Annotated in this window: 17 protein-coding genes; 2 read left to right on the forward strand and 15 right to left on the reverse strand. The window is 33.9% G+C overall.

What is annotated here, in order from left to right:
* Positions 1–102: 102 nt before the first annotated feature.
* Entirely contained in the window at positions 103–6,198 is a 6,096-nt protein-coding gene (locus DES33_RS09815) for a leucine-rich repeat protein (protein WP_110058539.1), read from the reverse strand.
* Positions 6,199–6,348: 150 nt separating this feature from the next.
* On the opposite strand from DES33_RS09815, the gene DES33_RS07305 reads away from it, so the two are divergent.
* Positions 6,349–6,900 (forward strand): ECF transporter S component, encoded by a 552-nt coding sequence (locus tag DES33_RS07305; RefSeq protein WP_002835767.1) that lies wholly within the window; start codon positions 6,349–6,351, stop codon positions 6,898–6,900.
* Between the two features lie 52 nt (positions 6,901–6,952).
* Here the strand turns inward: DES33_RS07305 and sdaAA are convergent, their stop codons facing one another.
* The 13 genes from sdaAA to DES33_RS07370 all read right to left on the reverse strand — a co-directional run bounded on the left by sdaAA (position 6,953) and on the right by DES33_RS07370 (position 24,348).
* Positions 6,953–7,852, reverse strand: a complete 900-nt coding sequence (sdaAA, locus tag DES33_RS07310) for an L-serine ammonia-lyase, iron-sulfur-dependent, subunit alpha (protein WP_094225170.1) — start codon at positions 7,850–7,852, stop codon at positions 6,953–6,955.
* A 9-nt stretch (positions 7,853–7,861) separates the two neighbouring features.
* Entirely contained in the window at positions 7,862–8,524 is a 663-nt protein-coding gene (sdaAB, locus tag DES33_RS07315) for an L-serine ammonia-lyase, iron-sulfur-dependent subunit beta (RefSeq protein WP_094204420.1), read from the reverse strand.
* 111 nt (positions 8,525–8,635) lie between these two features.
* Entirely contained in the window at positions 8,636–10,156 is a 1,521-nt protein-coding gene (locus tag DES33_RS07320) for a cell wall-binding repeat-containing protein (RefSeq protein ID WP_094225171.1), read from the reverse strand.
* Positions 10,157–10,444: 288 nt separating this feature from the next.
* Entirely contained in the window at positions 10,445–12,478 is a 2,034-nt protein-coding gene (locus tag DES33_RS07325; RefSeq protein WP_110058540.1) for a cell wall-binding repeat-containing protein, read from the reverse strand.
* Positions 12,479–12,531: 53 nt separating this feature from the next.
* Complete coding sequence (locus DES33_RS07330) at positions 12,532–14,367, reverse strand: ABC transporter ATP-binding protein (protein ID WP_110058541.1); 1,836 nt, start codon at positions 14,365–14,367, stop codon at positions 12,532–12,534.
* Positions 14,351–16,153 carry an ABC transporter ATP-binding protein gene (locus DES33_RS07335; protein ID WP_110058542.1) on the reverse strand — a complete coding sequence of 601 codons (1,803 nt, stop codon included), beginning with the start codon at positions 16,151–16,153 and terminating at the stop codon, positions 14,351–14,353. Before DES33_RS07335 ends, DES33_RS07330 begins: the two co-directional genes overlap by 17 nt.
* A 79-nt stretch (positions 16,154–16,232) precedes the next feature.
* On the reverse strand, positions 16,233–16,898 hold the full coding sequence (locus DES33_RS07340) for a sensor histidine kinase (RefSeq protein ID WP_110058543.1): 666 nt from the start codon (positions 16,896–16,898) through the stop codon (positions 16,233–16,235).
* A 7-nt stretch (positions 16,899–16,905) separates the two neighbouring features.
* Positions 16,906–17,601, reverse strand: a complete 696-nt coding sequence (locus DES33_RS07345) for a LytR/AlgR family response regulator transcription factor (RefSeq protein ID WP_110058544.1) — start codon at positions 17,599–17,601, stop codon at positions 16,906–16,908.
* Between the two features lie 83 nt (positions 17,602–17,684).
* A complete protein-coding gene (galU, locus tag DES33_RS07350; protein ID WP_110058545.1) occupies positions 17,685–18,548 on the reverse strand; it encodes a UTP--glucose-1-phosphate uridylyltransferase GalU in 864 nt (287 codons plus the stop codon).
* A 730-nt stretch (positions 18,549–19,278) separates the two neighbouring features.
* On the reverse strand, positions 19,279–21,864 hold the full coding sequence (gene clpB / locus DES33_RS07355; RefSeq protein WP_110058546.1) for an ATP-dependent chaperone ClpB: 2,586 nt from the start codon (positions 21,862–21,864) through the stop codon (positions 19,279–19,281).
* An 18-nt stretch (positions 21,865–21,882) separates the two neighbouring features.
* Positions 21,883–22,827: a DnaJ domain-containing protein gene (locus tag DES33_RS07360; RefSeq protein ID WP_110058547.1), complete on the reverse strand. Its 945-nt coding sequence runs from the start codon at positions 22,825–22,827 to the stop codon at positions 21,883–21,885.
* Between the two features lie 165 nt (positions 22,828–22,992).
* A complete protein-coding gene (locus DES33_RS07365; RefSeq protein ID WP_110058548.1) occupies positions 22,993–23,658 on the reverse strand; it encodes a nitroreductase family protein in 666 nt (221 codons plus the stop codon).
* Between the two features lie 150 nt (positions 23,659–23,808).
* Positions 23,809–24,348, reverse strand: coding sequence for a sigma-70 family RNA polymerase sigma factor (locus DES33_RS07370; protein ID WP_110058549.1), 540 nt, complete (start codon positions 24,346–24,348; stop codon positions 23,809–23,811).
* Positions 24,349–24,586: 238 nt separating this feature from the next.
* Between DES33_RS07370 and DES33_RS07375 the strand changes: the two genes are divergently transcribed.
* Positions 24,587–25,042, forward strand: a complete 456-nt coding sequence (locus DES33_RS07375) for a hypothetical protein (RefSeq protein ID WP_110058550.1) — start codon at positions 24,587–24,589, stop codon at positions 25,040–25,042.
* A gap of 100 nt (positions 25,043–25,142) precedes the next feature.
* Here DES33_RS07375 and DES33_RS07380 read toward each other — a convergent pair.
* A partial coding sequence (locus DES33_RS07380) for an albumin-binding GA domain-containing protein (RefSeq protein WP_146199872.1) occupies positions 25,143–26,643 on the reverse strand: 1,501 nt, incomplete at its 5' end.

The raw sequence follows: 26,643 nt of genomic DNA on the forward strand, positions 1-26,643 counted from the left end.
ATTATATCATATCCATTTATCGTTGACTAATTTTTAAGGGTTTTACAAATATTTTACAAAGCAAAAACCCCCTTGGGTAAGGAGGTTTTTGTGAAATTTTATTTAGTTTTTGATAATTTTTACAGTTTCATCAAATGCTTCTTTTCCTAATTGAGCATCCTTAGATACGGTAACTTCTTTCAGATTATTCTTTTTGAATGCACCTTCACCTATAGTCTTAACATTTAATCCAATGTCCAATTTTTCAATTTTATTATTGAAAAATGCTGCATCTTCAATAGTTTTAACAGTTGAAGGAATTTTAACATTTACCAAATGATTTACATACAAACTTCCTTGCCCAATAGTTTCTAATCCTTCTGGTAATTCTACAGTTTCCAAGAAATTTTGTGCAAATGATTGAGCGGCTAACTTCTTCGTGTTTTTAGGAATTACAACAGATTTTAAATTATTGTTTTGGAATGATTGTACCCCTATATCGGTGTCATCAGCAAATTTTACTTCATTTAATCCACAAGTATAGAAAGCTTGGAACATTATTTTTGTTGCTCCTTTAAATTCTGCTTTTTCTAGTGGGTTTTGCATAAATGCTTGCTTTCCTATTAATTCCACATTTTCAGGAACAATTAATTCCTTTATTCTGCAGTAACTAAAAGCACCATCTCCTATTTTTTTCAAATTCTTAGATATATTCAAAGCTTGAATTTGATTACCATAAAAAGCTCCTGTTTCGATTTCAGTTACTGACTCTGGAATTTTGATTTCTGTTAAAAAGTTACCCGAGAATGAACCATCTTTGATACTTTGTAAACCTTCAGGTAAATCAATGTTTTGCAATTTGTTATTCATAAAGCATTCGCTACCAATATATTTAACTTTACCTTCCATTTTTACGCTTGATAAGTTATTATTTCTAAATGTTCCATCTTCAATTCTAGATACATTCTTAGGAATAGTTATGGTTTCAAGTTTATTGTCAGAAAAAGCTTCTTTTCCTATTTTATTCAAAGATTGAGGCAATACAACTTCCTTTATTATATTGTTCTTGAACGCAGAATCATCAATTGTTTCAACTCCTTCAGGAATTGTTAACTTCATAATTCCTTTATCTTGGAATGCCCCTACCCTTATTTTTTTAATTCCAAAATAATCTTCAAATCCGCCGATTGTTTTTACATCCACGCCATCGATTTGCTTTGGAATTTTCACAACTAAGTCATTGCCAATATATTCAGTAATTGTTTGAGTATTCTTGTCAAATACAAAGTCTTTTTCTTCTGATACTTCTTTTTCTGGTTTTTTCGGGATATTAGTTTCTACATTTGAATCGAATGCCAATGGATGAACATCACAATCCTTAGCTAGTTCTACTTTTTTGATGTTATTATCTGCAAAAGCTAATATATCTATTTTCTTTACAGAATCAGCGAACTTTACACCGGATAATTCATTGCTCTTGAACGCCTTTGCTCCTATTTCTGATACTGTATTTGGAATTTCTAAGTTTTCCAAGATATTATTCTCCACTAAACTTTCTGGAATACTAGTAATATTCTTAGGTATTGTGAATTCTTTCAATTTATTATTAGCGAAAGCTCCTTTTCCTAATTTTTTAGTATTTTCAGGTAATATAATTTTATTAAGACCTGATGAGTTGAACGCATTTGCACCTATTTCCTCTACCGATTCTGGAATTGTAACTTTTCCCAAGTTATTATTGTTAAAAGCTAATTCGCCAATAGAAATTACTGTCTTTGGAATTTTTACACTATTTAATCCTTTGTAATAAAATGCGTATTCAGCTATATGTTTTACTTCAACGCCATTAATCTTTTCGGGAATTATTACATCTTTTCTTGCATAAGGCTTGTAATCTATAATAGTTCCTGTTGTAGCATCAAAATCAAAATCATTTGCTGCGTTTGGTTCTGTTGACTTTTGGGTGTATTTAACTTCTATTGTCGTACACTTGTCTAAATAAAACTCATAAGTATTATTCAATAATTGAGTTATTAAGTTTTTCCCATTTACTAAAAATTCACTAACCGCCTTATCGTCATCTGGATCTACTGTAATCTTTATTCTAGTACCCGGTTTTATTTGATTGCTTGGTTTGACACTTGATTTTATATTTTCGCCCTTTAAAATAAGTTCACATCTTTTTTCATAAGTTGGTTCTATTTTTGTGTCTTCGTTCATTATGAATGTATACTTATTATCTTTAATTTTAGTCACTTCATCTTTACCATTTACTAAAAGTTTAGTCACAAAATGTTTCTCTTCTGGATTGAAAGTTATAACTACTTCTGTTCCTTTTTTTATTTTGTCACTAGCTTGATTAGATGACATATTATCGCCCACTAAAGTTAGTATGTGTGTTTCTGGCTTTTCTTCTGGTTTTTTCACTTGTAATTTTACGTCATTCAAGTTCCATCCGTAAGCTTCTGCAAATACAATTTTTAAGTTAGCGCTTACTGTTTTCTCGTCATTTGCTTTTAAGAATTCATCTGTAACTTCTAAATTTATTTTGTCATTTTTTACATCAAAAGTAGCTTTTACTCCTTCTACATTAGTTGTTACATTTACAAGTGCAGATGCATCTCCCAATTCAAAAGCTTTGGCAAATTCATTAAATAAATTTCCTAGTCCTTTATATTCTGTTACAAATGAAACTTTGTTGTTATCAACTGTAACTGATTGCGTTTGAGTTACATTTTGACCGTGGAATCCAATGCTTCCTGCTCCTTCTTCTTGTTCCATATATCTTGGTAAAATATAATCAGCTAATTTAGAATAATCACTGATTTTATTATCCGAAAAATCTAGATGATTTATTTTTTCCATTCCAAGAATTATATCTACATTTTCGATTCTGTTTGCAGACACGTCAAAAAATGTCAACTTAGTTAAGTTCTTTAGAGAAGAAATATCTGTAATTCCATCGTAGTTTATCCTCTTTTCTCCTTCTTTTATAACATTAACATTATTGTGCAGATCCAATCCTGTTAGATTTGTCAAATCTTTAAGTGGTTCAACATTTTCAATTAAGTTGTTGTATAATTTCAAGAACTCTAAGTTTTTAAGGTTTGCTAATGATGATACGTCCGTAATCCTATTTCTTTGAAGTTCCAAATATTTCAAGTTTTTCAAATCTTTTAATGGACTAATATCTGAAATCTCATTTTCATTTACTTTTAATTTTTCCAAATTAGTAGCGTATTCAATTCCTTTTAAGCTCTTCATCCCTCTTGTTATTGAAAATTTGAAATCTTCTGTATTGGATAAATTCTTGGCTTTTCCTAGTATTGAATATGTGTCTTTGGATTCTTCTGTAAATATTGGCTTATTAGTCTTCTTGTCTAAGAATATGGATACTTCCTTCAAAGATTCCATTTCTTGTTTTGTGATTGGTTTGTCGTCAGGTCTGTTAACATCTAAGTTTTTGTTCAAAACTTTCAATAACTTAGCATCTTCAATGTCTACATATTCTGGCTTTTCTGCTTCTGAGTCTTTCAAGTTTATAAGTTCAATACTATAACTGTACACTGGATCGGAGTATGATTTACTATCGAATGAATATTCCAATTTCAATCCTTCGATATCTTTTAGTGTCATTTTATCTTCCAATGTAAGTTTGATTTTGTTGTCTTCAGTTACTTCTGCTTTTACTTTAGGATTATCTGATTTGATTTCTTTGAATTTCGTAAATACTTTGTCTATTAACTTAAATGGATTATCGAATTTTACAATATTTCCATTTAATTTAACGTCCGATACTGTTGTAGATAATTTGTCAGCTTCTAATGAGTAAATACTTTCTGCTTTAAGTGGTGTCAAGTCAGTAATTTGTGTTTCACTTACATTGATATCTCCCAATTGCTTCAAATCTTTTGCTACTGAAATGTCTTTAATAGGATTGGAATGTACATCTAAATTGTACAATTCTTCTAACTTTTTAAGTGGTGCTATATCTTTTATTTGATTTTTGGATAAATCTAACATTCCCAATCCCGTTAAATCTTTCAACGCTTCTACTGATGTAATTTTATTACCAGACAAGTTTACATCATTTAATTTCGTTAACTTAGAAATAGAATCTATAGATTCTAATCCGTTTTGAGCAATGTATAATTTTGTTAAATTAGTAAGCTTAGATGCGTCTATTTTTGTAATTTTATTATCATTTAGATTCAACGTTTCTAGTTTTGATAAATCTGTAATGGAAGATACATTTTCTATTTGGTTATTTTCTAAGTCCAAATAATTCAATTCTTTGTTGTTTTGCAATGGAGATATATCTTTTATTTTGTTATTATTGGCCATTAACCAATTCAATTTCTTGTAATTTTTAGTAACAAAAATATCGGAAATTTCATTATTTCTAATATCAAGATTTTCAACATTTGTTAAATCTTTCAATACTGATATGTTGTTAACTTTGTTTACTGAAATATCTAAACTTTTAAGATCTTTCAAGTTATTTATAATTGATACATCTTCAATTTGATTGTGAGAAATATATAATTTTTCGAGTCCCGTTAAGTCTTTCAATGGTGTTAAATCTTTTATTGCATTATGTGATAATCTCAATAATTTTAGCTTCTTCAAATCTTTCAATGGTGTTAAATCTTCAAATGACTTAGAAGAATCTTCTGGATCTCCACTAATTGTAAGTGTTTCTAAATTCTTCGCAGCTTCCAAGCCTTTGATGCTGTTAAACTCTAATACATCAAAATTTTCATCAAATGATCTATGACCAAAAGATTGAAGTTGTTCCATGTCTTTTACTGTCAAATCTGTTGCATTTGGGTCGATTCTGTAGTTTTTGTCAAGCAATTTAAAGTTATATTCATTTATATCTTCTTCAACTATATCTTTTCCATCGTAGTTCTTGAAGAAGTTTAGAAGTTTTTCTTTTAATTTTGCATCACCAAATTCTACAACTTTGTCTTCTGGTTTTTCATCTGGTTTTTCTTCTTCACTCTTTTTGTGTGCTTTGATGATTTCATCTTTTAATGCATTAACACCTTCTACTGTTTTGGCTTTGTTAATTTGGTCAATGTACACTGGTGATGTTATTCCATTTTCCTTTAATTCTTCAATCGCTTTTTCTTTGGCTTCTTTTAAGGCTTTTTCTTTTGCACTATCATCTGGCTTTTCTTCCGGTTTTTCTTCTGGCTTTTCTTCCGGTTTTTCTTCGCCTGGTTTTTCTTCCGGTTTATCTGGTGTTGAAGGATTGTCTGGTGTTGGTGTTACTGAAGGTGTATCTGGTTTATTGTCTTTAGTTATTTCCACACTTGCTATTTCTTCAATTTGTTTTGAAGATACTGATAACTTTCCACCTACTACTGTTATTTCTTTCGTTTTGTTATCTTTAACTATTTGTTTGATAAATTCTGTATGACTAGGGTCTGTAAGTAGTATTGGTTCATTATTTTTATGGGCTAATGGAGCTACTGACAATGCATCAGGATAGTTTCTTCCGTCTGCCAACACAAACTTTTCTAAATTTCCGAATTCTTTTGCGATTATCAAAGCTGTTTCATAACGGTCAGCTCCTGCTAATCTTCTTGTGTTTTCTAATCCTTTTATATTAACAGATTTTTCTCCTCCAAAAATTAAGGAGACCTTGTCCTTTGTGATTCCTTTCGGTAAATTGTGTCCATCTGTCAAAATAATTGGCAAGTTTTCTTTTGAGGAAAGTGGTGTTGCACACAATGCATCGGCAAATGTTAATCCACTTGCAAGCGCAACTTTTCCATTAGGATTTAAGTATTTGTACACTTCAACTGATGTTTCGTATCTGTCAGCTCCTGCTAATCTTTTAACGTTTTTAAGTCCTTTGACATTAACCGATTTTTCTCCACCTACTATTATTATTTGCTCTGGGTTAAGTCTATCGACTTCGTCTTTAATGGCTTGTGGAAGCTTTTCTTTTTGTGTCAATAATACTGGTGCATTTTCCTTGTTAGCCAAGCTTCCTGCAACCAAACTATCTGCAAAATTTTCCCCACTGGCAAGTACAACGGTTTTTATGTGATTTGGAAATGTTCTTTGACTGATTTTTGCTGATGTTTCGTATCGATCAGCCCCCGCAATTCTGTCTACCTTGATTTTGTTTTGTTCTTCTGCGAGAACTGGTGTGAACGAACTCATTACCATGCTCGCCGTCAGAATTACTCCTAATATTTTTTTCATACTACCTCCTAATTTCATCTTTATTTTATTATATAGGCTAAAATTCATATTTACTAGTGATTACTTATTGAAATTTTCTATATATCTCTTAAGTTTTTATGTTTTTATCTATAAGTGGTATAATTGTATAAATGATTTAAGGAGGAAAAAATGAAATTAACTACAAAAGATTTGACTAAAATCGGAGTATTTGGTGCTTTAACTATCGTTCTTGGGCTTACTCCTTTGGGAATGATTCCGATTGGACCTGTTAGAGTGACCACACTACATATTCCAACTATTGTTGCTGCTTTGGTTGCAGGACCTTGGGTTAGTTTATTCGTGGGATTATTGTTCGGTTTGTTTTCATTGGTAAATAATATTATTGCACCGACAATTCTTTCATTTATGTTCTACAATCCATTGGTTTCTGTGCTTCCAAGGGTTTTGATAGCTGTTGTAACTTATCAAGTTTACAACAAATTAAGAGACAAAAACGATGTGATTCGCTACGGAATTCCAGCAATTTGTGGAAGCGTTATGAACACAGTTGGCGTTTTGGGAATGGCGTTTATTTGTCATTCAAAGCAAATCGAAAGCGTTATGCATGTCAAAGCACAATATTTTCTTGGAGGAATTGTCGCTACGAATATGCCTTTTGAAATCGTGATATCATTCGTGTTGGCGATTTTGATTGCAAAAAGTGTAAACAAAAATAAATAGTTCAATTAAAAAATCCACAAGATTTTGAAAATCTTGTGGATAATTTTTTGTTTTAATCTTCGACGTCATCACTGATGTTGCAAGATCCCAAAAATCTTCTTCTGATATCTTGACCAGTTTTTGTTCCTGCAACTCCACCCATTCCTGTTTCTCTCAATGATGGTGGAAGAGTTTTGCCGACTTTTCTCATCGCTTGGCACACTTCTTCGAATGGAACTATACTTGTGATTCCTGCCAATGCCATATCAGCGCTAATCATTGCGTTTGTAACTCCCATTGCATTTCTGAATGTGCAAGGATATTCTACAAGTCCTGCGATCGGGTCGCATACAAGTCCCAATACATGTAGGATTGCAAATGATGCTCCGTGGAATATTTGCTCAATAGATCCACCTCTTAAAAATATCAATGCACCTGCTGCCATCGCTGCTGCAGATCCTGTTTCTGCTTGGCAACCTCCGTCAGCGCCAGAAAATGTTGCGTATTTTCCCAACAATTGTCCAACACCGATAGCTACTAACATTGCATCGATAAGTTCTTCATGTGAGCAGTTGTATCTTTGTTTAAAACTCATAAGAGCTGCTGGCAAAATTCCCGACGAACCTGCAGTAGGTGATGCTACGATTTTTCCCATAGCCGCACTGATTTCCAATGTTGAAAAAGCCATCGCCATTGCTTCTGCTGTAAATTGTCCTACTATTGGTTCATTTTCATTTGCATAAACGTGCATTTTATGTGCAAATCCGTCTATCATTTTTTGATTAGTCACTGAAGGTGTTTCCAAGAAATCTGTCGCAGATTTTTCCATAACATCTAGCATATGTGACAATTCACTTCTGATGAATTCTTCAGATTTGCCAGTTCTTTCATTTTCTATTTCTATAACGTATTCGTAAAAAGGTCTGTTTTCCCTCTTAACAGTATTGATTATTTCTAATGATGTATCAAACATAAACTCTCCTTAATTTCGTTGAATATATTTTGTGAAAAGAAATCTATCGTCTTTTAATAAATTTTCTGTCAAATCTTCGCCGATATTTTTGTCTAATTCAACAATCAAAGTTACTATTCCGTCATGTTTCAACGTCTTCATTCCTTCGATGTTGTAACCATTTCTGGCAAGTTCTGAAGAAATATCCGCAATAATTCCTCTTACATCCACGTATTTCAATAAAATTGTAGGATAGCTTCCTGTAAATTGAACAGCTATTCCGTTGATATCAATGATTTCAATATTTCCTCCACCAATTGATGAGCCAACGATGTACATAGTAGTTCCATCTTCGTATGTAAATGTAATCTTCGCAGTATTTGGATGCACATCCCCTAAGTCAGCTTCTCTGAAAACATAGTCAATTCCTCTTTGATCAGCGATTGCAAATGAATCTCTAAGTCTAATGTCGTCTGGTTCAATTCCCAATACACCAGCTAATAAGGCTCTGTCTGTACCGTGACCTTTGTAAGTTTTCGCAAATGATCCATGAAGATCAAACTCAACTTTTGTGAACTCATTTCCAGCAATCATAAGAGCAGTCTTTGCAATTCTACAAGCACCTGCAGTGTGAGAGCTAGAAGGTCCAATCATTACAGGTCCCAAAATATCAAATATATTATATTCTCCCATAAAAACCCCCTAAGTATTTTCCTTAACAATTATATCATATCAAATTCAGTGGATAAAGAAAAACAGGAAAATTTTCCTAAAAAAAAGAGAGGCTCAAAGCCTCCCTCAATTTTATTTTAAGTTGAAAAATCCTGCTGGATCGTTGGTTTCATCTGCAAACCAAATATCAGCATATCTACCGTTAATTGAAACTCCCATCACGCTAATAGTGTTCCAGCCTTCTTCTCCAATGATAACTTTGTTGTGACCTGGAGAATTCTTCCAAATATTAAGCGCTCTTGTTGCTGCATCTTCTGTTGTGAAATCACTCATTGCAGAAATTTCGTATCCGTCAACTTTGAAGTTTGTCAATTCTTTTGGTTTGTTCCACATACCTTCTTTGTATTCGTGATCTGGTGTGTACATTACCGGTTTCCATTTTCCGTGATTTGACCAACTGTGAAGATTTGCTGCTATTCCTCTTTTGTCCTTCCAACTTTCGCTGTAATATTTGTTTTGGTCGTTGTTGTGAGTTCTTGCAACAAATGTCAATGACTTAGAAACCTTTAATGGCTTCAATCCTTTTGATTTACGATAGTCATTGATTCTTTTAGCTAATTCTTCTTCTCTTAATGAAAGAGGTGTGTTGATGTTGAAGTTAGAAAGATTAGTGTCTTTTACTCTTTTTCCTTCAGTATTTGGTTTTTGTTCTGGTTTCTTTTCTGGTTTATATTCGCCAGTTAATTTTTCATATTGAGTTTTTGAAACTGATTTTTCGCCACCAACAATACTTATATTTTTAATTCCTTTTTTGTCTATAAATTCTTTTATTCTGTCAATTGCTGAATCGTCAGATAATAAAATTCCTGAATTCATTTTAACTGCAAGTGGTGCTGCTGATAAAGCATCTGGATAATCTCTTCCATCAGCGATTACAGCTTTTTCAGTTGTACCGATTTGTTTCATTACTTCTATTGAAGTATCATTTCTATTCTTGCCGGAAATTCTTGCTACATTTTCCAATCCTTTAATACTTACAGAATTTTTGCCGCCAATTATAGTGCTGATGTCTTTTGCTTCAACACCTTTTGGCAAGGTTTTTCCGTTAGTTAATACAAGAGTTTTGTTTTTTGAAATAGCGTAAGGAGCTGCAGACAAAGCATCAGCGAACTTTTCACCATTAGCCAATACGATATTGTTCTTAGCATTTAATGCTTCAGCTACTTTTGTTGATGTTTCGTATCTGTCATTTCCAGAAATTCTAGTGATTTTTTTACCTTGAAGTTTTAGTGTTTTTTCTACACTTTCAGATACAGATCCTTTACCACCGATAATGATGATTTCTTTCGCTCCAAGTCTGTCGATTTCTTTTTGCAAATCAGAAGATGCTCCTGCTTTTTCTGTCAATAAAATTGGTGCTTGATCCGCAAAGTTTCCAGCAGTCAATGCATCAGCAAATTTTTCGCCGCTAACTACGACAACTTTATCACTCTTTGAAAAAGCGTGCTTGCTAATTTCGATTGATGTGTCGTATCTATTATTGCCTTTAATTCTTTGAACATCTACATCTTTTGCAGCAAATGACACTTGTGGAATTATGTTTGCTAGTATTACTCCTGCTAACATTAATCCCAATACTTTTTTGTTTTTCATAATTTTTCTCCTTCTCATTATTAATACTAGGTTTCCTTATGTATGGATATCGTTTTTTTATTTGCAATTATATTATACATCATAAATGTATTAAAGTAAAAATCTTTTTGTGACGTTATTTCCTATTAAAACAGTCCACATTTTTTTATAACAAACTATTACAATTTTGGGTTTAACTTTTCCAATTTTAAGATTTAGAAATCAACAATTTCAGTAGTCTAGATATTCGTGCATGAAGTTTGCTATTACTATAAATAAAAAATGGTCCCTATAAAAGAGACCATTCATCTATCTTACTACTACTGCCATTCTTCTTGACAAATAATTTTCAGATAATTCACTGTATGATTTTGTGATTTCGTTTGAGTACCAAGGATCTGCAATGTAGAATCTGTTTGTTTTTGGATTGTAGCCGTTGATGCAGATTCCGTGGTTGTTTGCAAAAAATCTCTTTCCGTAAACATTAGTTGACCATTTTGGTTTTTCCCATCTTAATGTTCCGTAGTACATAATTGTGTTACCATTTTGAAGTTCCGCTATTATATCTCTCATATTTGAACCAGAAATATTTTCTGCTTTTCCATTTGCAAATCTGTTCGCAAACTTAGTCATCGGTTCTGGATTCATATATGTCGCCATAACTCTTGTGTGGTAATAAGCATCCCAAACATAAGGATTTCTTGAAAAACCTGTGTTGTTATTATTAGTGTTCATAGGAAGTTGATTCAAAAATTCGTTGTAAGTGTACTCTAACGCATAACCTTTTGCTTGTAATGCATGATACATTGCAGTAGGTTCGCAACCAATTGGGGCAGCTTTTTGTTTAATGCCACGTTGTGATTTTGGATTCATTTGGTTCATTATATTTGGAACTGTAATGTGTGAAATTCCAAAATCTTGTGGATTGTAGTATTTGAATCCTTCCGGTCTAATCCATCCCTTAATTCCGTTAAATGACAAATTAACCCATTTATCTTCAACCTTAACAACCTTCAAAATCTTGTTAACTGCAACATCGATTACTTTTTTCGCTGTGTCTTTCATTTCTGTTAACAAAGTGATAGCTTTGTTATTAACAACGTAATCTTTTAATCTGAATACATTTCTATCAGTTTTATAAACTTTGATTAATTCTTTCTTTAATAAAGCGTTCTTGATATTTGTGAAGCAATCATCTGAGATAGATTTTTCTCCGCCAAATACATAAGATTTTTCTTCTACATTTAAACCTTTCAAGTAGTTTTCATGAGTTTGAGTTTTGTTAGAAGAATTCGCTTCTTTTTCCAATTGAATGTTATCTTTTGGAACTAAAACAATTGGCGCGTCGATTTTTTGACTAACCGGAGCTGCTGCTAATGCATCTGCATACACCTCTCCTGTTGTAAATATAGCTTTTTTGGCGTTTGGATAAGCGATTTTGGATACTTCAACGCTTGTTTTGTATCTGTCATGACCTGCAATTCTTGTGGATTTCAAATTAAGAATTCTGTCGATTTCTGCTTTTACAGAATCGCTAATGCTGTTAGCTCCACCTACGATATAACTTTTTAAAATCTTTGTCTTATCGATTGATGATAAATACTCTTTGATTGATGTAGGTAGTGTGTTTTTTTGTACTAGAAGAATTGAAGATTTTGTTTTGTTTGCAAGTCCAACCGAACTCAAACTATCTGCATAATTTTCCCCACTTGCAAACACCAAAGTGTCCGCATCTTTCTTGTTCTTTGCTAATTTTGCGTTGACAGCGTATCTGTCATGTCCGTCGATTCTTTCAACTTCGATTCCCATTTTTTTCAAAAATTCTTCAACATCTTTGCTGATTGTCTTTTCGCCACCAATGATGTGAACTTTTTTGATGTTTTTGTTCTTTAGTTGTTCTCTAGTCTTTTCGTTTAGCTTTGAACCTTCAGTGTACAAAATCGGCATCTTACCGTCAGTGATGTTGCCAGAGCTTATCGCATCGGCAAATACTTCGCTTGATGTAAGTACAACTTCTTCTGCCTTGTCGAAAAACTCATCGTGAATCTTATTTGCAGATTCAAATCTGTCATGTCCTTCGACTCTTTCAGCTACGTTTTTGTCCGTAAGAACTTCCTTGTGTTCTTCCTTTGTTGGTTGTTCATTTGGTTGTTCTTCGTCCTTTTTTTCTGCTTGGTCAGCTTTTTCTGTAGAATTTTCTTGTTCTGAACTATTTTCGGGATTTAATTGTTCGTCATTTACTTCAACTTTTGGTGAAATAATGTTTTCTTCTTCGGCGTAACTAATTCCTGTTGTCATTGAAAATGCTAGTAGAAAAGCTATCAATAACTTCTTTTTATTCATACCTTCCTCCTTAATAAAAATTATACCACATATTTAGGAAGTAATATCATTTTCTATACGTAAAATTCCGCTTGTGCATCCCACAATTTCTTGTACATTCCTTTCTTGGAAATCAAGCTATCGTGATCTCCAGTTTCAGCAATTTCTCCTTTGTCGAACACGATAATTTTGTCGGAGAATTTGCAACTAGACAACCTGTGTGAGATAAAAATTGCAGTTCTATCTTTGATTATTTCGCCCAATTTCTCGTAAATTTCCGCCTCACTTATAGGGTCAAGGCTCGCAGTCGGTTCATCCAATATCAAGAACGGACTGTCTTGGTACAATGCTCTTGCGATAGCGATTTTTTGTTCTTGACCTTTGGAAACGCTAATTCCATTTTCGTCGATATCTTTGTACAGATAAGTTTGGATCCCCTTGTCCCATTTTTGAACATCATCGTACATCCCAACATCTTTTAGCGATTGAACTACTTTTTCTTTGTCGTAATCCATTCCCGAAGCGATATTTTGCGCCAATGGATATGCGAACAAATTAAAATCTTGGAACACAACTGAGAATATTTTCAAATACTCATCGTATCTGTATTTTTTGATGTTAATTCCATTCAACAAGATTTCCCCTTCAGTAACATCGTAAAATCTAATCAACAACTTCACAAAAGTAGTCTTGCCACAACCGTTTTGCCCTACAATCGCCAATTTTTTCCCAAGGTCGAATTTCAAATTGATATTTTTCAATACCCAACTGTCAGTTCCAGGATATTTGAAGCTGACATTTTTGAATTCGACTTCGTATTTTTTGTCGGATCTTTTTTCCGTAGTCAAACTTCCATTGTAAAACTCCGATTTTTTGTGCAAATAATCCATCGTAAGTTCTGCGTACGGAGTGTTACCTTTGTACAATGCAACGCCTTCCAAGAATTTCGACAAATTGCTCGTAAAATTTATCAAACTTCCCAAATATTGGCTGAGCATTCCTATTGAAATAGCACCAAGTAATGATTTGGATACTACAACAAGATAAATCAACAAAACTTGTAATTTCGAGAAAAATTCGCTGAGTATTTTGTATGTGACACCTTCTGTCGACATAATTCTGTCAAAAACTCCACCAGGATTGAAAACCCCACATTCATTAAGCATATTAGATGCAATATTATATTGACGATACATTCTAGTATCAAGCATTCTATATTGATCTCTCATCCTAGAACAATAAAATGAGAACACTCGATTTCCAAATTTTCCTTCTTCATTTATTTTATGCCAAATTTCAAATTGTTTTGCGTTAATTTTCTGTGAAATCCACGATAAAAATACAACCACTACAATCAACAAAACATTTATCCAGACGCTATTTAGAAACGAAAAACTTTCTGGTGCGTTCCAGCTTGTAATGAGAAATTGATACGACAACACCAAACTACCTATCATCGCCAATAAAGACTCCAATATCATATCGTATGCGTAAAGAACTCTTATAATTCCGAATTCACCGAAGTTTATGTTTTGTTCTATATTCGATTTTTCTCCAATAATTTCTGTATCTTGGGATTGTTTGTAATCCAATTCATTGTATTTTTCGGATAAAATATGAAAAAATATCTCGTATTTCTTGTCATTGTATGTGTTTTGGATTTTATTCGTCAAGGCGATAATAATTTGAATGAAAAACACTGACAACAAAGCAATTACTGCCCATTTACCTACAAATCGCACAGGCATCTTGTTGACAATTCCATCTATCATTCTAGCAGATGCGTAAATACTAATTAACGGGAAAACTGCTGAGAATAAACAGTTAAGAGTGTAGTTGATGATTAGTTTTTTGTAATTTTTCCACAAAACACTCCAAGTATCTTTGAATAGTTTAAGATTCTTTTGCATTGTAGTCCTCCCTGTAATATTTCGCTTGAGTGTCGAACAAATACTTGTACGTTCCACCTTTTTCCATCAATTCTTCGTGAGTTCCACGTTCTTCAATCCCGTTATTTCCAATCAACAAAATGTAATCGCAAAATCTCGTCGAAGCCATTCTATGAGAAATAAAAATCGATGTGTGGTTTTTCGTTAGTTCATTGTATTTGTTGTACAAGTCCCTTTCTGCCAATGGGTCAAGCGCTGCTGTTGGCTCATCTAATATCAAAAACTTCGAATTCTTGTACAAAGCTCTCGCAAGAAGTAGTTTTTGAGTTTCTCCACCCGATAAAACCGGTGAATCTTGGTAGATATATTTTTCAATCGTGTTGAATACACCATTTGGAAATTCCTTAACCTTGTCGTAAAGACCTGCTAATTTCAACACTTCTTCCACGCCTTCCACATCATCTGTAGATTTTGATTGAGTTACATTCATGTAAATAGTTTCTGGCAATATCGAATAATCTTGGAACACCGCAGAGAAAATCTCGTAATATTTTCTTCTGTTGAGTTCTCTCAAATCAATTCCATTGACAAGCACACGACCCTCTGTTGGATCCAAAAATCCTATCAAAAGTTTAATCAACGTAGTTTTCCCCGATCCATTGAGTCCAACAACAGCGACCTTTTCTTGTGGGTTGACTTGGAAGTTCACATTCTTCAATACATATTCGTCACTACCTGGATATTTATATCCCACATTTTCGAATTTTATCGTAATATCATCATCAGGATTTAATTCGATTCCTCCGTCTTTTTTGAACTTTTCTTCCAAATCCACAAACTCTCTTACAGTTGCGATGTCCTTCGCTTCCATAAAAAGCACACTGAGAAAATTGAACAATCTTTGAACATCATAGCCGAATTTTGTTTGTGCGGAAAAAGCCAACAAAAACATACTGGCATCGATTTTGCCATTCACTGCAAAATTTATCAAATAATAATATGTAACGGAATTCCTCAAAAGGTTGAACACGCAATCCAAGAAATCTGCTATCAACATTTTGTTGCCCATTTTGTTCAAGAAATCATCGTACAACACAAAAACGCTGTCGTATATATCGTCCAGCCAATTTCCTAGGCCAAACATTCTGATATCTTTTGCGTATTCTTGACTGCTCACTGAATAAATGTAGTTGAATTCCTTCTCAAATTTAGCCTGAGTTTTCCTATTATCGTACTTCCATTGTTTAAATTTTTTTGAATACAGAAAACTAATCAAACTAGCGATAATCGACACCAAAATTATGAAAATAGGAAGCCTTGCAAGTAAAATCAAATACACACTTGTGCTGATTAATAAATACAAAACGTCTTTCATCGTAAGCCAGATATTTTCCGTCGCTACATCATTTCCTTTTAGATTTGTGTTCGCCTTTTCTGATATATCCAACACATTCTTGTCCAATGTCATCTCATAATCCATCGACAAGAATTTTTCTATACATTGATTCATCAAAATACTTCTTATGTAGATTTTCTTGGACAATATTCTCAAATCCAACGACTCTTTTGTCGCTGAACAGACGAAAATCAAAACCGCAAACACAACAACAGTAAGCATAATTGTTGTGAAATCTTGTGAATTTTCAACCATTTTGATAATTTGTGGAGTAAAGTACAACTGTAAAATATCAATTCCAGCAGTCGTGATAGCCATAATTATCAGAATGAAAATCAAACTTTTTTGGTTGTTCCACGCAAGATTGAACATAAATTTTATATTATCATTTGTAGAATATTTTTTATTCATAACTACCTCCCAATAATATATTAACCGAAATACTCTCGTATTTACGTTTTAGGGATAAGCACATCAAAAACAGGGATGACTATATCAAAATCTCCGTCGTAAAAGCATTGTCCTCTGAATTTCTGTTGATGTAACCGTCGTATTTGTCGACGATTTCGTCGATACTGATAAGTCCCAGACCTCTGTTCTCGCCCTTTGTCGATTTGAAAATTCTGCCAAACTTCTCCTGTTTTTTGCTACTTGTCTTGTTAGTAAATGAAATGTACAATTTATTGCCCTTCATATCCATATAAATCCTGATAAATCTGTCCTCTTCTGTCAAATTTCTCACCGATTCAATCGCATTGTCGAACAAATTCCCAATAATCGTCGCCAAATCAATATCTTTTATATCCAAAATATTCGAAATCTTGCAGTCGGCAATGCATTTTATATTTTCATTAGTCGCCATAGTTATCTTGGAATTCAAAATAGCATCCGCCATCCTATTTCCAGTTCTAATCACAGGTGCTATTGAATGCAAATTCTCATCCAAATTATCCAAGTAGTTCTTGATAGATTCCATATCATTTTCAGCAACAAAAGAGCGCAAAGTTTGCAAGTGATTTCTGTAATTGTGGCGAAATTTTCTGATATCGCGGTACATATTCTCCACTTCTTGATAATGAGTGTTCAACAGTTGTTGTTGATATTCAAAAATATCTTTTTTTGAAAATAAAATCCTAATTTTACTCAAAAATCTCATATCTCACCTAATAAAACTCAATAATTTTTCTGTTAAGCTCGTTGAACTTCGCCTTTGACAACAAAAATTTGCTATCATCTTCCAACAAAACATAATCCTTCTTTGTTTCTGCGATTTTTTCAATATTAATAATTTCCGAACGACTCACCTTGAAAAACCTATCATCCAACATATCCAATAGTTGTGTCAACGTCATCCTAATTCTGTAACTTTTATTTTGTGCAAAAATATCCACGTAATTTTTGTCCGAAATACAACTTAAGATATCCTTCAACAAAATCTTCGTATTAATCCCGTTGTCTTTTACGATAATGAACTTCTCCTTATTGTTCATTTGATTGGTCGCCTTGTCCAAAAGTTCGAAAAGTTTCTCCTTTTTTATAGGCTTAATCAAAAAATTCAAAGCATTGACATCGTATCCGTATCCGATATATTCTGGATAACCACTTATGAAAATAATCTGAATATCGGAATTTTTCTCACGAATTCTCTTGGATAATTCCACGCCATTAATTTTTTTCATCTCAACATCCAACAACAAAATATCTATATAATCATTTTCATCGTTATTGAATATAAAATTCTCACCAGATGAAAAAAGCTTAGTCTTCAAATCGATTTTGTTGATATCCGCCCATTCTTCGCAGTATTTTGCATACAAATTTCTTATATTTTCTTCGTCATCTACGATTGCAATATTCATAACACACCTCTGTAATATTTTATCACAATAAATTATTTTCAAATAAAAAAAAGCTACTGACACCTTGTGCCAATAGCTAATAATTATTTTTCTCGTAAAAACTCCAACAATTCGTCCTTTATTTTCTCATCATGAAGTGCAAAATCAACCGTAGCCTTCACAAAACCAAGCTTGTTACCTACATCATATCTCTTGCCGATAAAATCATACGCAATCATCTTGCGTTTTTCGGCTAACTTGTTCAAAGCATCAGTCAATTGAATTTCGTTATTCTTGCCAGGTTTTGTTTCGTGAAGAATCGGAAAAATATCTGGCGTTACAATGTATCTTCCAAGAATTGCCAAGTTAGTTGTAGCCTCTTCACGACTTGGTTTTTCAACCAACGACTCAACCTCAGTAATTCTATCCGAAGTCTTCACACCATTCACAATCCCGTACTTATCGACATCATCCCACGAAACTTCTTGCACACCCAAAACCGGCGCCTCTTTCTTTTCGTAAATATCAGCCATTTGTTTGATACAAGGAAGCTCATCAGAAGTATTGTAGATAATATCATCACCCAACAAAATCGCAAAAGGCTCATCACCAACAAAACTTTCTGCGTATTTTATCGCATCTCCAAGACCGTTTTTCTTCTTCTGTCTAATAGTGTAAATGTTCGCCATCTTCGAAAGCTCGTGAATTTCTCGTGATATCTCCGAAGACTTCTTGTTCAATTCGTATTCCAATTCGAAATTCACATCAAAATAATCCTCGATAGATCCCTTATCCTTGCTTATAATAATCAAAATATCCGTAATTCCAGAATCCACAACCTCCTTTACAATATGATGCAAAGTTGGTTTGTCGTAGATTGGAAGCATCTCCTTCGGAACAGATTTCGATGCAGGAAGCATCCTCGTACCAAAACCCGCCGCAGGAATAACCGCTTTTCTTACCTTCATTGTCACTCCTCGTGTTATAATTTTACGCCATAAATCATTTGTCTCTAATAATATTGTAACAAGAAATGTTGATTTTTGCTATAAGGGGCGTGTAGATAGGTTCAAAGTTGCAGGATTTTGAAGTTGCGTATGCTATCAAAAAGTGCAAAACCGATTTGCGCACTCCCTCTTTTGATTCTTGCTGTGATAATTTCAAAAGCTTGTCCATGAAATAAAAGCAGATTACTGCATTTGCTAAGAATATCGTCTGGAGAAAATAATCAAAAATCCAAGCGAAATGACCCGTCAAAAATCTCACTCGTGCCAGCCGAAGGCGCACTTGAGATTTTAGGGGCATGAGCGTTAGGATTTTTTTATTTTTGTAAGCCAGATATTCGTGCAAATCAGTTTTTCTGCTTTTCTATTAATATATATAGTGTTGGCAATTTTCTCCCTCGTTATACAATTTTTCCATTTTTTGTTATGGTAGCGGAAATAAAGTCGCGGCACAAGGATACGGAATAAAAGTCGTAACACGCATCGTCTGGCTTACGAAAATTGGCAAATTCTAATCTCGAAATTCTAAAATCTCAAACTCGTGCTACGCACTCAGACAATGAGATTTTTTAACGAATTTCTTCGATTGAATTTGGCACAATTTTCTCCAGATGACTCGCTTAGTTACGAGCTTTTATTATGAGTGCTACAATTTAAAAAAAATAGGCAACCCCCGTTGCCTATTCTCCAAAATCTATTTCTTTTTAATTCCCAATTCACCATCTACATTTGTAATAACGACAGTGTCTTTGTCAGTTACAGTACCTTTTATCAATTCACGTCCGAGTTTTGTTTCGACGTTGGATTCGATATATCTCTTAACTGGTCTTGCACCGTACAATACATCGTATGCTTTGTAGATAATCAAATCTTCTGCGGATTCGTCGATTTCGATAGTGATTTGTCTGTCTTCCAATTGTTTTTGCAACAATGAAACTTGTTTTTCAATAATCTTGTAGATGTCTTGTTTTGTCAAAGGTTTGAACATTACGATATCGTCTATTCTGTTCAAAAATTCTGGTTTGAATCGCACTTTCAATTCATCCATTACAGAATTTCTGCTTTCATCAGAAATATTTCCGCTGTCGTCAATTCCTTCAATCAAATCCATCGAGCCAATGTTACTTGTCATAATAATGATCGTGTTTTTGAAGTCGACAGTTCTACCTTTGTTGTCTGTCAAACGTCCGTCATCCAAAACTTGCAACAAAATGTTGAACACATCTGGATGTGCTTTTTCTATTTCGTCGAACAAAATCACTGAGTATGGTTTTCTTCTGACAGCTTCAGTTAGTTGACCACCTTCATCGTAGCCAACGTATCCTGGAGGCGCTCCGACAAGTCTACTTACTGCGTGTTTTTCCATATATTCTGACATATCAATACGAATCAAATTCTTTTCGTCATCAAACATATTTTCAGTCAAAGCTTTTGCAAGTTCTGTCTTACCAACACCAGTTGGTCCAAGGAATATAAATGAACCGATTGGTCTGTTGAGCGATTTCAAACCGCTTCTAGCCCTGATGATTGCATCAGTCACAGCAGTTACAGCTTCATCTTGTCCCACAACTCTCTTGTGTAACAACTTATCCATATTCAAAATCTTGTCACGTTCTGTTTCCACTAATTTTGTCACAGGAATTGATGTCCACTTGCTCACAACTTCTGCGATTTCATCTTCAGTTACGCTTTCTTTTATAATTGAACTGTCGTCTTCGTCCATTTTCTTGTTCAATTCTTCAAGCTTGTTTTCAAGTTCAACTAATTTTCCGTATTTTAATTCAGACAATTTTTCAAAATCATATTTTCTTTGAGCTTCTTCCATTTCGTGTTTTACGGCTTCGATTTCAGATTTTGTGTCCTTGATTTCGTCGACCTTGGATTTTTGTTGAGTCCATTCCATATACATCGCATCAAACTCGTTTTTAGTATCTTGCAATTCTTTTTCCAAATTTTCGAGTCTGATTTTACTCATTTCATCGTCTTCTTTGTTCAAAGCAGCACGTTCGATTTCAAGTTGCAATATTTTTCTCTTAGTTTCGTCGATGCTTTCAGGCATAGAATCAATCTCAGTTCTAACCATAGCACTTGCTTCGTCCATCAAATCAATAGCCTTGTCTGGCAAAAATCTGTCAGTAATATATCTATCCGACAAAGTTGCCGCAGCGATTACAGCATTGTCAGTGATTTTAATTCCGTGATAAATCTCGTATTTGTCCTTAATACCACGCAATATCGAAATCGTGTCTTCTACTGAAGGTTCTTCAACCAAAACTTTTTGGAACCTTCTTTCCAACGCGCCATCTGTTTCGATGTATTTTCTATATTCATCCAACGTTGTAGCGCCGATTGTTCTTATTTCACCACGTGCTAACATTGGCTTCAACAAGTTTGCTGCATCCATTGCGCCTTCTGATTTTCCAGCTCCGACCAAAGTGTGAATTTCGTCGATAAACATAATGATTTTGCCGTCAGATTCTGCCACTTCTTTTAGAACAGCCTTCAATCTTTCTTCAAATTCTCCTCTGAATTTCGCACCGGCAATCAAACTTCCCATGTCCAATGCAAAAATAGATTTGTTTCTCAAAGTTTCTGGAACATCGTCATTGACAATTCTAAGCGCCAAACCTTCCACAATCGCAGTCTTACCAACACCAGGTTGACCAATCAACACTGGATTGTTCTTCGTCCTACGACTCAAAATCCTAACGCTGTGTCTGATTTCATCGTCACGACCGATAACTGGATCAAGTTTGCCTTCTTTCGCCAAATCAGTCAAATTACGACCGTATTTTGTCAACACATCAGTTGTATCTTCTGGATTATCAGAATCTATCTTTTGATTTCCCCTCAAATCCTTCAAATTAGATGCAAAGTTTTGCTTGTTGACATTATAATCTTTCAACAAAACTGCACTAACAGTGTTTTTTTCTCCTAAAATACTCATAAAAATATGTTCCACTGACACGAAACTGTCTCCCATTGACTTAGCTTCGTCCTCTGCTTTCAACAAAATTCTTTGGAAAGCAGTGCTTGGATACACACTCGATTGACTGTCGTTTTTAGGAAGAGAATCTATTTTTTTATTAAAAGCGCTCACAACTTTTTTGTAATCTGCGCCCAATTTTTGAATAGTCTTTGCAACTATTGAATCTGAATCAGACAACAACGCATAGCTCAAATGAACATCCGTAACTTCTGGATTGCCCAATTTTATCGCAGTATTTTGCGCATCTTGAATTGCTTGAACAGATTTTTGTGTGAATTTGTTTAAATCCATAATCCTTACCTCCTAACATTATTCAGAAATATCGTATAATTTTTTGTATAATTCTTCTTGTTCTTCGTTTAATTTTGTAGGATTTACAATGGAAATTTCAAGATACAAATCCCCTTTGACACCTTTCATATCCACAAATCCCTTATCCTTAATTCTAATTCTTTGATTAGCCTTGATATTTTTCGGAATCTTAACCTTGATTCTTTCGCCACTAATCGTTTCAACATTGATGGATTTCCCAAAATAAGCTTCCCATGGTTTAAGTTCAACCTTCTTGATGATATTGTGATCTTCAAGCTTGTTGTACACATCAACCAGGTTAATCTTCACGTAAATGTCCCCGTCAACTCCGAACTTTTCGCCCTTGACCTTAATCTTTTTACCAGGCAAAATCCCTTTTGGAACTTTCAAATTCAAGTTGACACTTTTATCTCCAATCATAAGTCCCAATCTTTTTTCTACACCGTTGTAGATATCTGATAAGGAAACGGAAATATCTGTGTCATATCTTTGCCTTGGTTGTGATTTTCTTCCAGCATTTTTGAAACCACCGAAAATATCGGAAAATCCTCCGCCGCTACCTTGTCCACCCGAGAAAAACGCATTGAAAAAGTCCGAGAATCCTCCGCCACTTCCACCTGTTGTGTAAGTGTACGAACCAGAATTTTTCCCAAATCCGCCAAATCCTCCGAAATTTCCAAAATCGTACGCATTCGGATCGAAGTTTTGTCCGCCTTGGAAATTATAATTTGATCCGAACATATCGTATTTTTTACGCTTATCTTCGTTACCCAAAACCTCGTAAGCCTCGTTGATTTCTTTGAATTTTTCTTGTGATTTCTCATCGCCTTTATTTAAATCAGGGTGATATTTCTTGGCGAGTTTTCGGTATGCTTTTTTAATTTCTTGGGAGCTCGCCTTTTTATCCACCCCCAAAACTTTGTAATAATCTTTATATTCCATAAAAAACCTCCCATAATTTGTTTTTGACTTTCTTTGACCTTGATATTATTATACACCCTTACGAGTGCATAATCAATAGTATTTTCAATCTTTGCAATTTCTTTGACTTTTAAATTTTATCTTTGACTTTTGATTTTGATTTTTTGTTTTGATTCTAAAATTAAATCATATCCATATGGAATGATCCTTGCCACTTCCCACTTCGAAATGGTATTTCACAATTCCCAAATCAACCTTTGCTGACGGAGCAAATTTCGCCTTTGCCTTAACTTTATCATCAACCAAAGTCAACATAAATTTTTGTTGATTAATCGCAGTCGGAGCATTAAGTGCACAATCGACACCATCCTTGAACCATTGTGGCGAATTATCACTCACATTTGACACTTGTCTTGGAAGTTTACTCTTGTGATTGTAACCCCAGTTTTGAGGAATACCGAACGCAATCACAATTACCAAGTTTTCGTTTGGTTCTATGTATTTTTTAATATTCTTCTTATTATATGTAAGAGCAACCCAGCACGAACCCAAACCCAAATTCATAAGTTCCATCACAAGCTTCTCGCCGTAATATCCGCAAGTCTCGCTCAAATCATTGCCTACACCCTTCATAATCAGAAAATTATTCACATTCTCAAACTTTCCGTACTTGGCAAGCTTTGAATTAAAACCTTCCTTATCATCAAACACAGCCCTTATATTCAAATTCGACTCATGATTAACCTCGTCAACCTTCTGTTCAATAATCTTCTTCACAGAAGAATCAATCTCTTCATTTATGTATTTTCTAACAGAATGCCTCTTGTGCATCAACTCTAAAATATCCACCATGTCCCCCTCATTAAAATATATACTTATTATAATATACCACAAATCACGAAAATTCACGCACCACCACGCATACAATTAAATATTTCCACACAAACAAAAATGGAATCCACCGATTCCATCTATATTAACCCACCACTCCACACCCAAAGCTCAATACATCTTGCGCAAATTTTCCAAAGCCTTGCTTCTCGTATTGTAGAATGTCGACTGTTTCATATTCAATTCTTTACAAATCTCCCTCGCGCTTTTTTCACGAAGAAAATTCTCATAAATAATCTTCTGTTGCTTTTCAGGAAGCTTACGCACCTTCTCATAAAGCCTTTTAATCTCCAACCTATCCTCAAAATCCTGTTCGATATTCTCATCAGATTCAATCAAATTCATCACCTCATCTCCATCCTCATTAGTATAATTCAACGACGAAACGCTCCTTCTAGGATTCTTCTTCAAATAGAAAAACCTCAACCTCTGCTTCAAATAATAATTGAACGGAACCTTCTTCGAACCATCATACTCCATAATCGCATACATAATCTCAGTCTTGCCATCATCCACAAGCTCCTCAAAAATATCCGTCCTATCATAATATTTTTTTATACTACTAATAATCAACGGCTCAAAAGCCTTGTAAATTCTCTTATCATTCAAAATTTTGTTATTCACAATATAATCTATCTCATCAAAATTCATGATTTCCATCTCCTTTTACTCAATTTTACAATCGATAATAAGATTTTATTAATCAAGAATGAAACGTAAAACCACACCAAAACAGATAGTAATAGCGTGAACTATTCGACTATTTTGTAAAAAATCATCATCATTCTTCACAAAACAAACCAATTCATTGTAAATTCAAATTGAAAACGCTTGAATGAGAACGTATGTTCTGTTATAATAAAATTATCATAAAATAAAAGGAGAATCAATGAAACAATTACAAGCAATCATTCCGATATACGTAGACAATATCGGCAATGCAGTCCAACTTTATTTTAATGATTTCACCACTACCAATTATTGTTCAATGGATTGTTGCATCAAAAAAATCGCCCGCAACCAATTAATAGACATCACAGAATCCAAGAAATTAATCAAAAAATCCTTGAACATAACCAAAAATCCTCCTATTTGTTTTAAAAACGGAACGTACTGCATGATCAAAGTCAGAAAACCAATATCCAAAAACGATGGAAGTTATGGACTGTTCAACATCGAATCCATCGAAGAAATAAAAACAGGACACATAATACTTGCGAATAATCAAAAAATCACAACACTGGAATCCAAGAAAAGCATCGAAGACAAAATCCAAAAAGCGAAACTCGCCAGACTTTTGATAGATGATTATACGACAAACTTGGACATACTCACAAGAAAATAAGCATAAAAAAACTGATACAAGAAAATGTATCAGTTTTTCGCATTAAAAAATGGGACCATTTCTGGTCCCATTTTTATAAATCTTCTCTGAGAAAGATTAATTATTTACGTTTTTTAAGTGAAACGTAAGCACCTGCTGCTGTTGATAAAGCTGCTGCTGCTAATGTTAAGATTTCAGCTTCGCTACCAGCTTTTGGTAATTTAGCTTTTTCTTTTTTCTTTGGAGAATCTTTATCTGTTTTACCTGGTTTTTTGTCTTCTGGTTTTTTATCTTCACCAGGTTTTTTGTCTTCTGGTTTTTTATCTTCACCAGGTTTTTTGTCTTCTGGTTTTTGTCCTTCACCAGGTTTTTCATCTTTTTTATGAGCTTTTAAGATTTCATTCTTTAATGCTTCTACGCCTTCAACTGTTTTTGCTTTGTTGATTGCATCAAAGTATATGTCAGAAGTGATTCCTGCTTCTTTTAATTCTTTGATTGCGTCTTCTTTAGCGTTCTTTAATAACCATTCATCGATTGTGATTCCTGGGTTTGATTCTTTGTGTGATTTAATTAATTCATCTTTTAAAGCATTAACGCCTTCTATAGTTTTTGCTTTTCTGATTTGGTCTAAGAAGAAGTCTGAAGTAATTCCTGCTTCTTTTAATTCTTTGATTGCATTTTCCTTAGCATATTCTAATTCAGCTGCTTTTTGATATTCTTCTTCTCTCTTTGCATCTTCATCAACTGGTTTATCTTCACCTGGTTTATCTTCACCTGGTTTTTCTTCGCCTGGTTTATCTTCACCTGGTTTATCTTCACCTGGTTTTTCTTCGCCTGGTTTTTCTTCACCTGGTTTATCTTCACCTGGTTTTTCTTCGCCTGGTTTTTCTTCGCCTGGTTTTTCTTCGCCTGGTTTTTCTTCACCTGGTTTTTCTTCGCCTGGTTTTTCAGCGTGTGCTTTTAAGATTTCGTTTTTTAATGATTCTACGCCTTCTACTGTTTTTGCTTTGTTGATTAAGTTGAATAGATATTCAGAAGTGATTCCTGCTTCTTTTAATTCTTTGATTGCAGCTTCTTTAGCATATTGTAATTCTGCTGCTTTTTGATATTCTTCTTCTCTCTTTGCATCTTCATCAACTGGCTTGTCTTCGCCTGGTTTTTCTTCTTCTGGTTTTTCTTCGTCTTCTTTGTCTTCAATCTTTAATACATATTCCCAGTTTCCATCTGCTCTTTGTGTTACTTCGTATGCATTGTTGATTTTTCCAGGGTTTAATAATTCATTTTCTAAAGCTTTTTTAGCTGCTTCTTCAGCTTCTTCTTTAGTTCTGAATGCGAATTCATCTTGAATATATTGGTTACTATCTTCTGGTGCTTCACCTATATCACTGTTGTCGATATATAATGAATAAATATATTTACCATTACTGTTTTGTGCTATTGTATATGCATTGTTTATATCATCATTTTCTAAAGCTTTCTTAGCTGCTGCTTCTGCTTCTTCGTATGTGTCATATTCATCTTTTAATTCTGGTTTTTCTTCGCCTGGTTTTTCTTCACCTGGTTTTTCTTCGCCTGGTTTTTCTTCACCTGGTTTTTCTTCGCCTGGTTTTTCTTCACCTGGT

The sequence above is a fragment of the Finegoldia magna genome (assembly GCF_003182075.1).
In the GTDB taxonomy this organism is placed as follows: Bacteria; Bacillota; Clostridia; order Tissierellales; family Peptoniphilaceae; genus Finegoldia; species Finegoldia magna.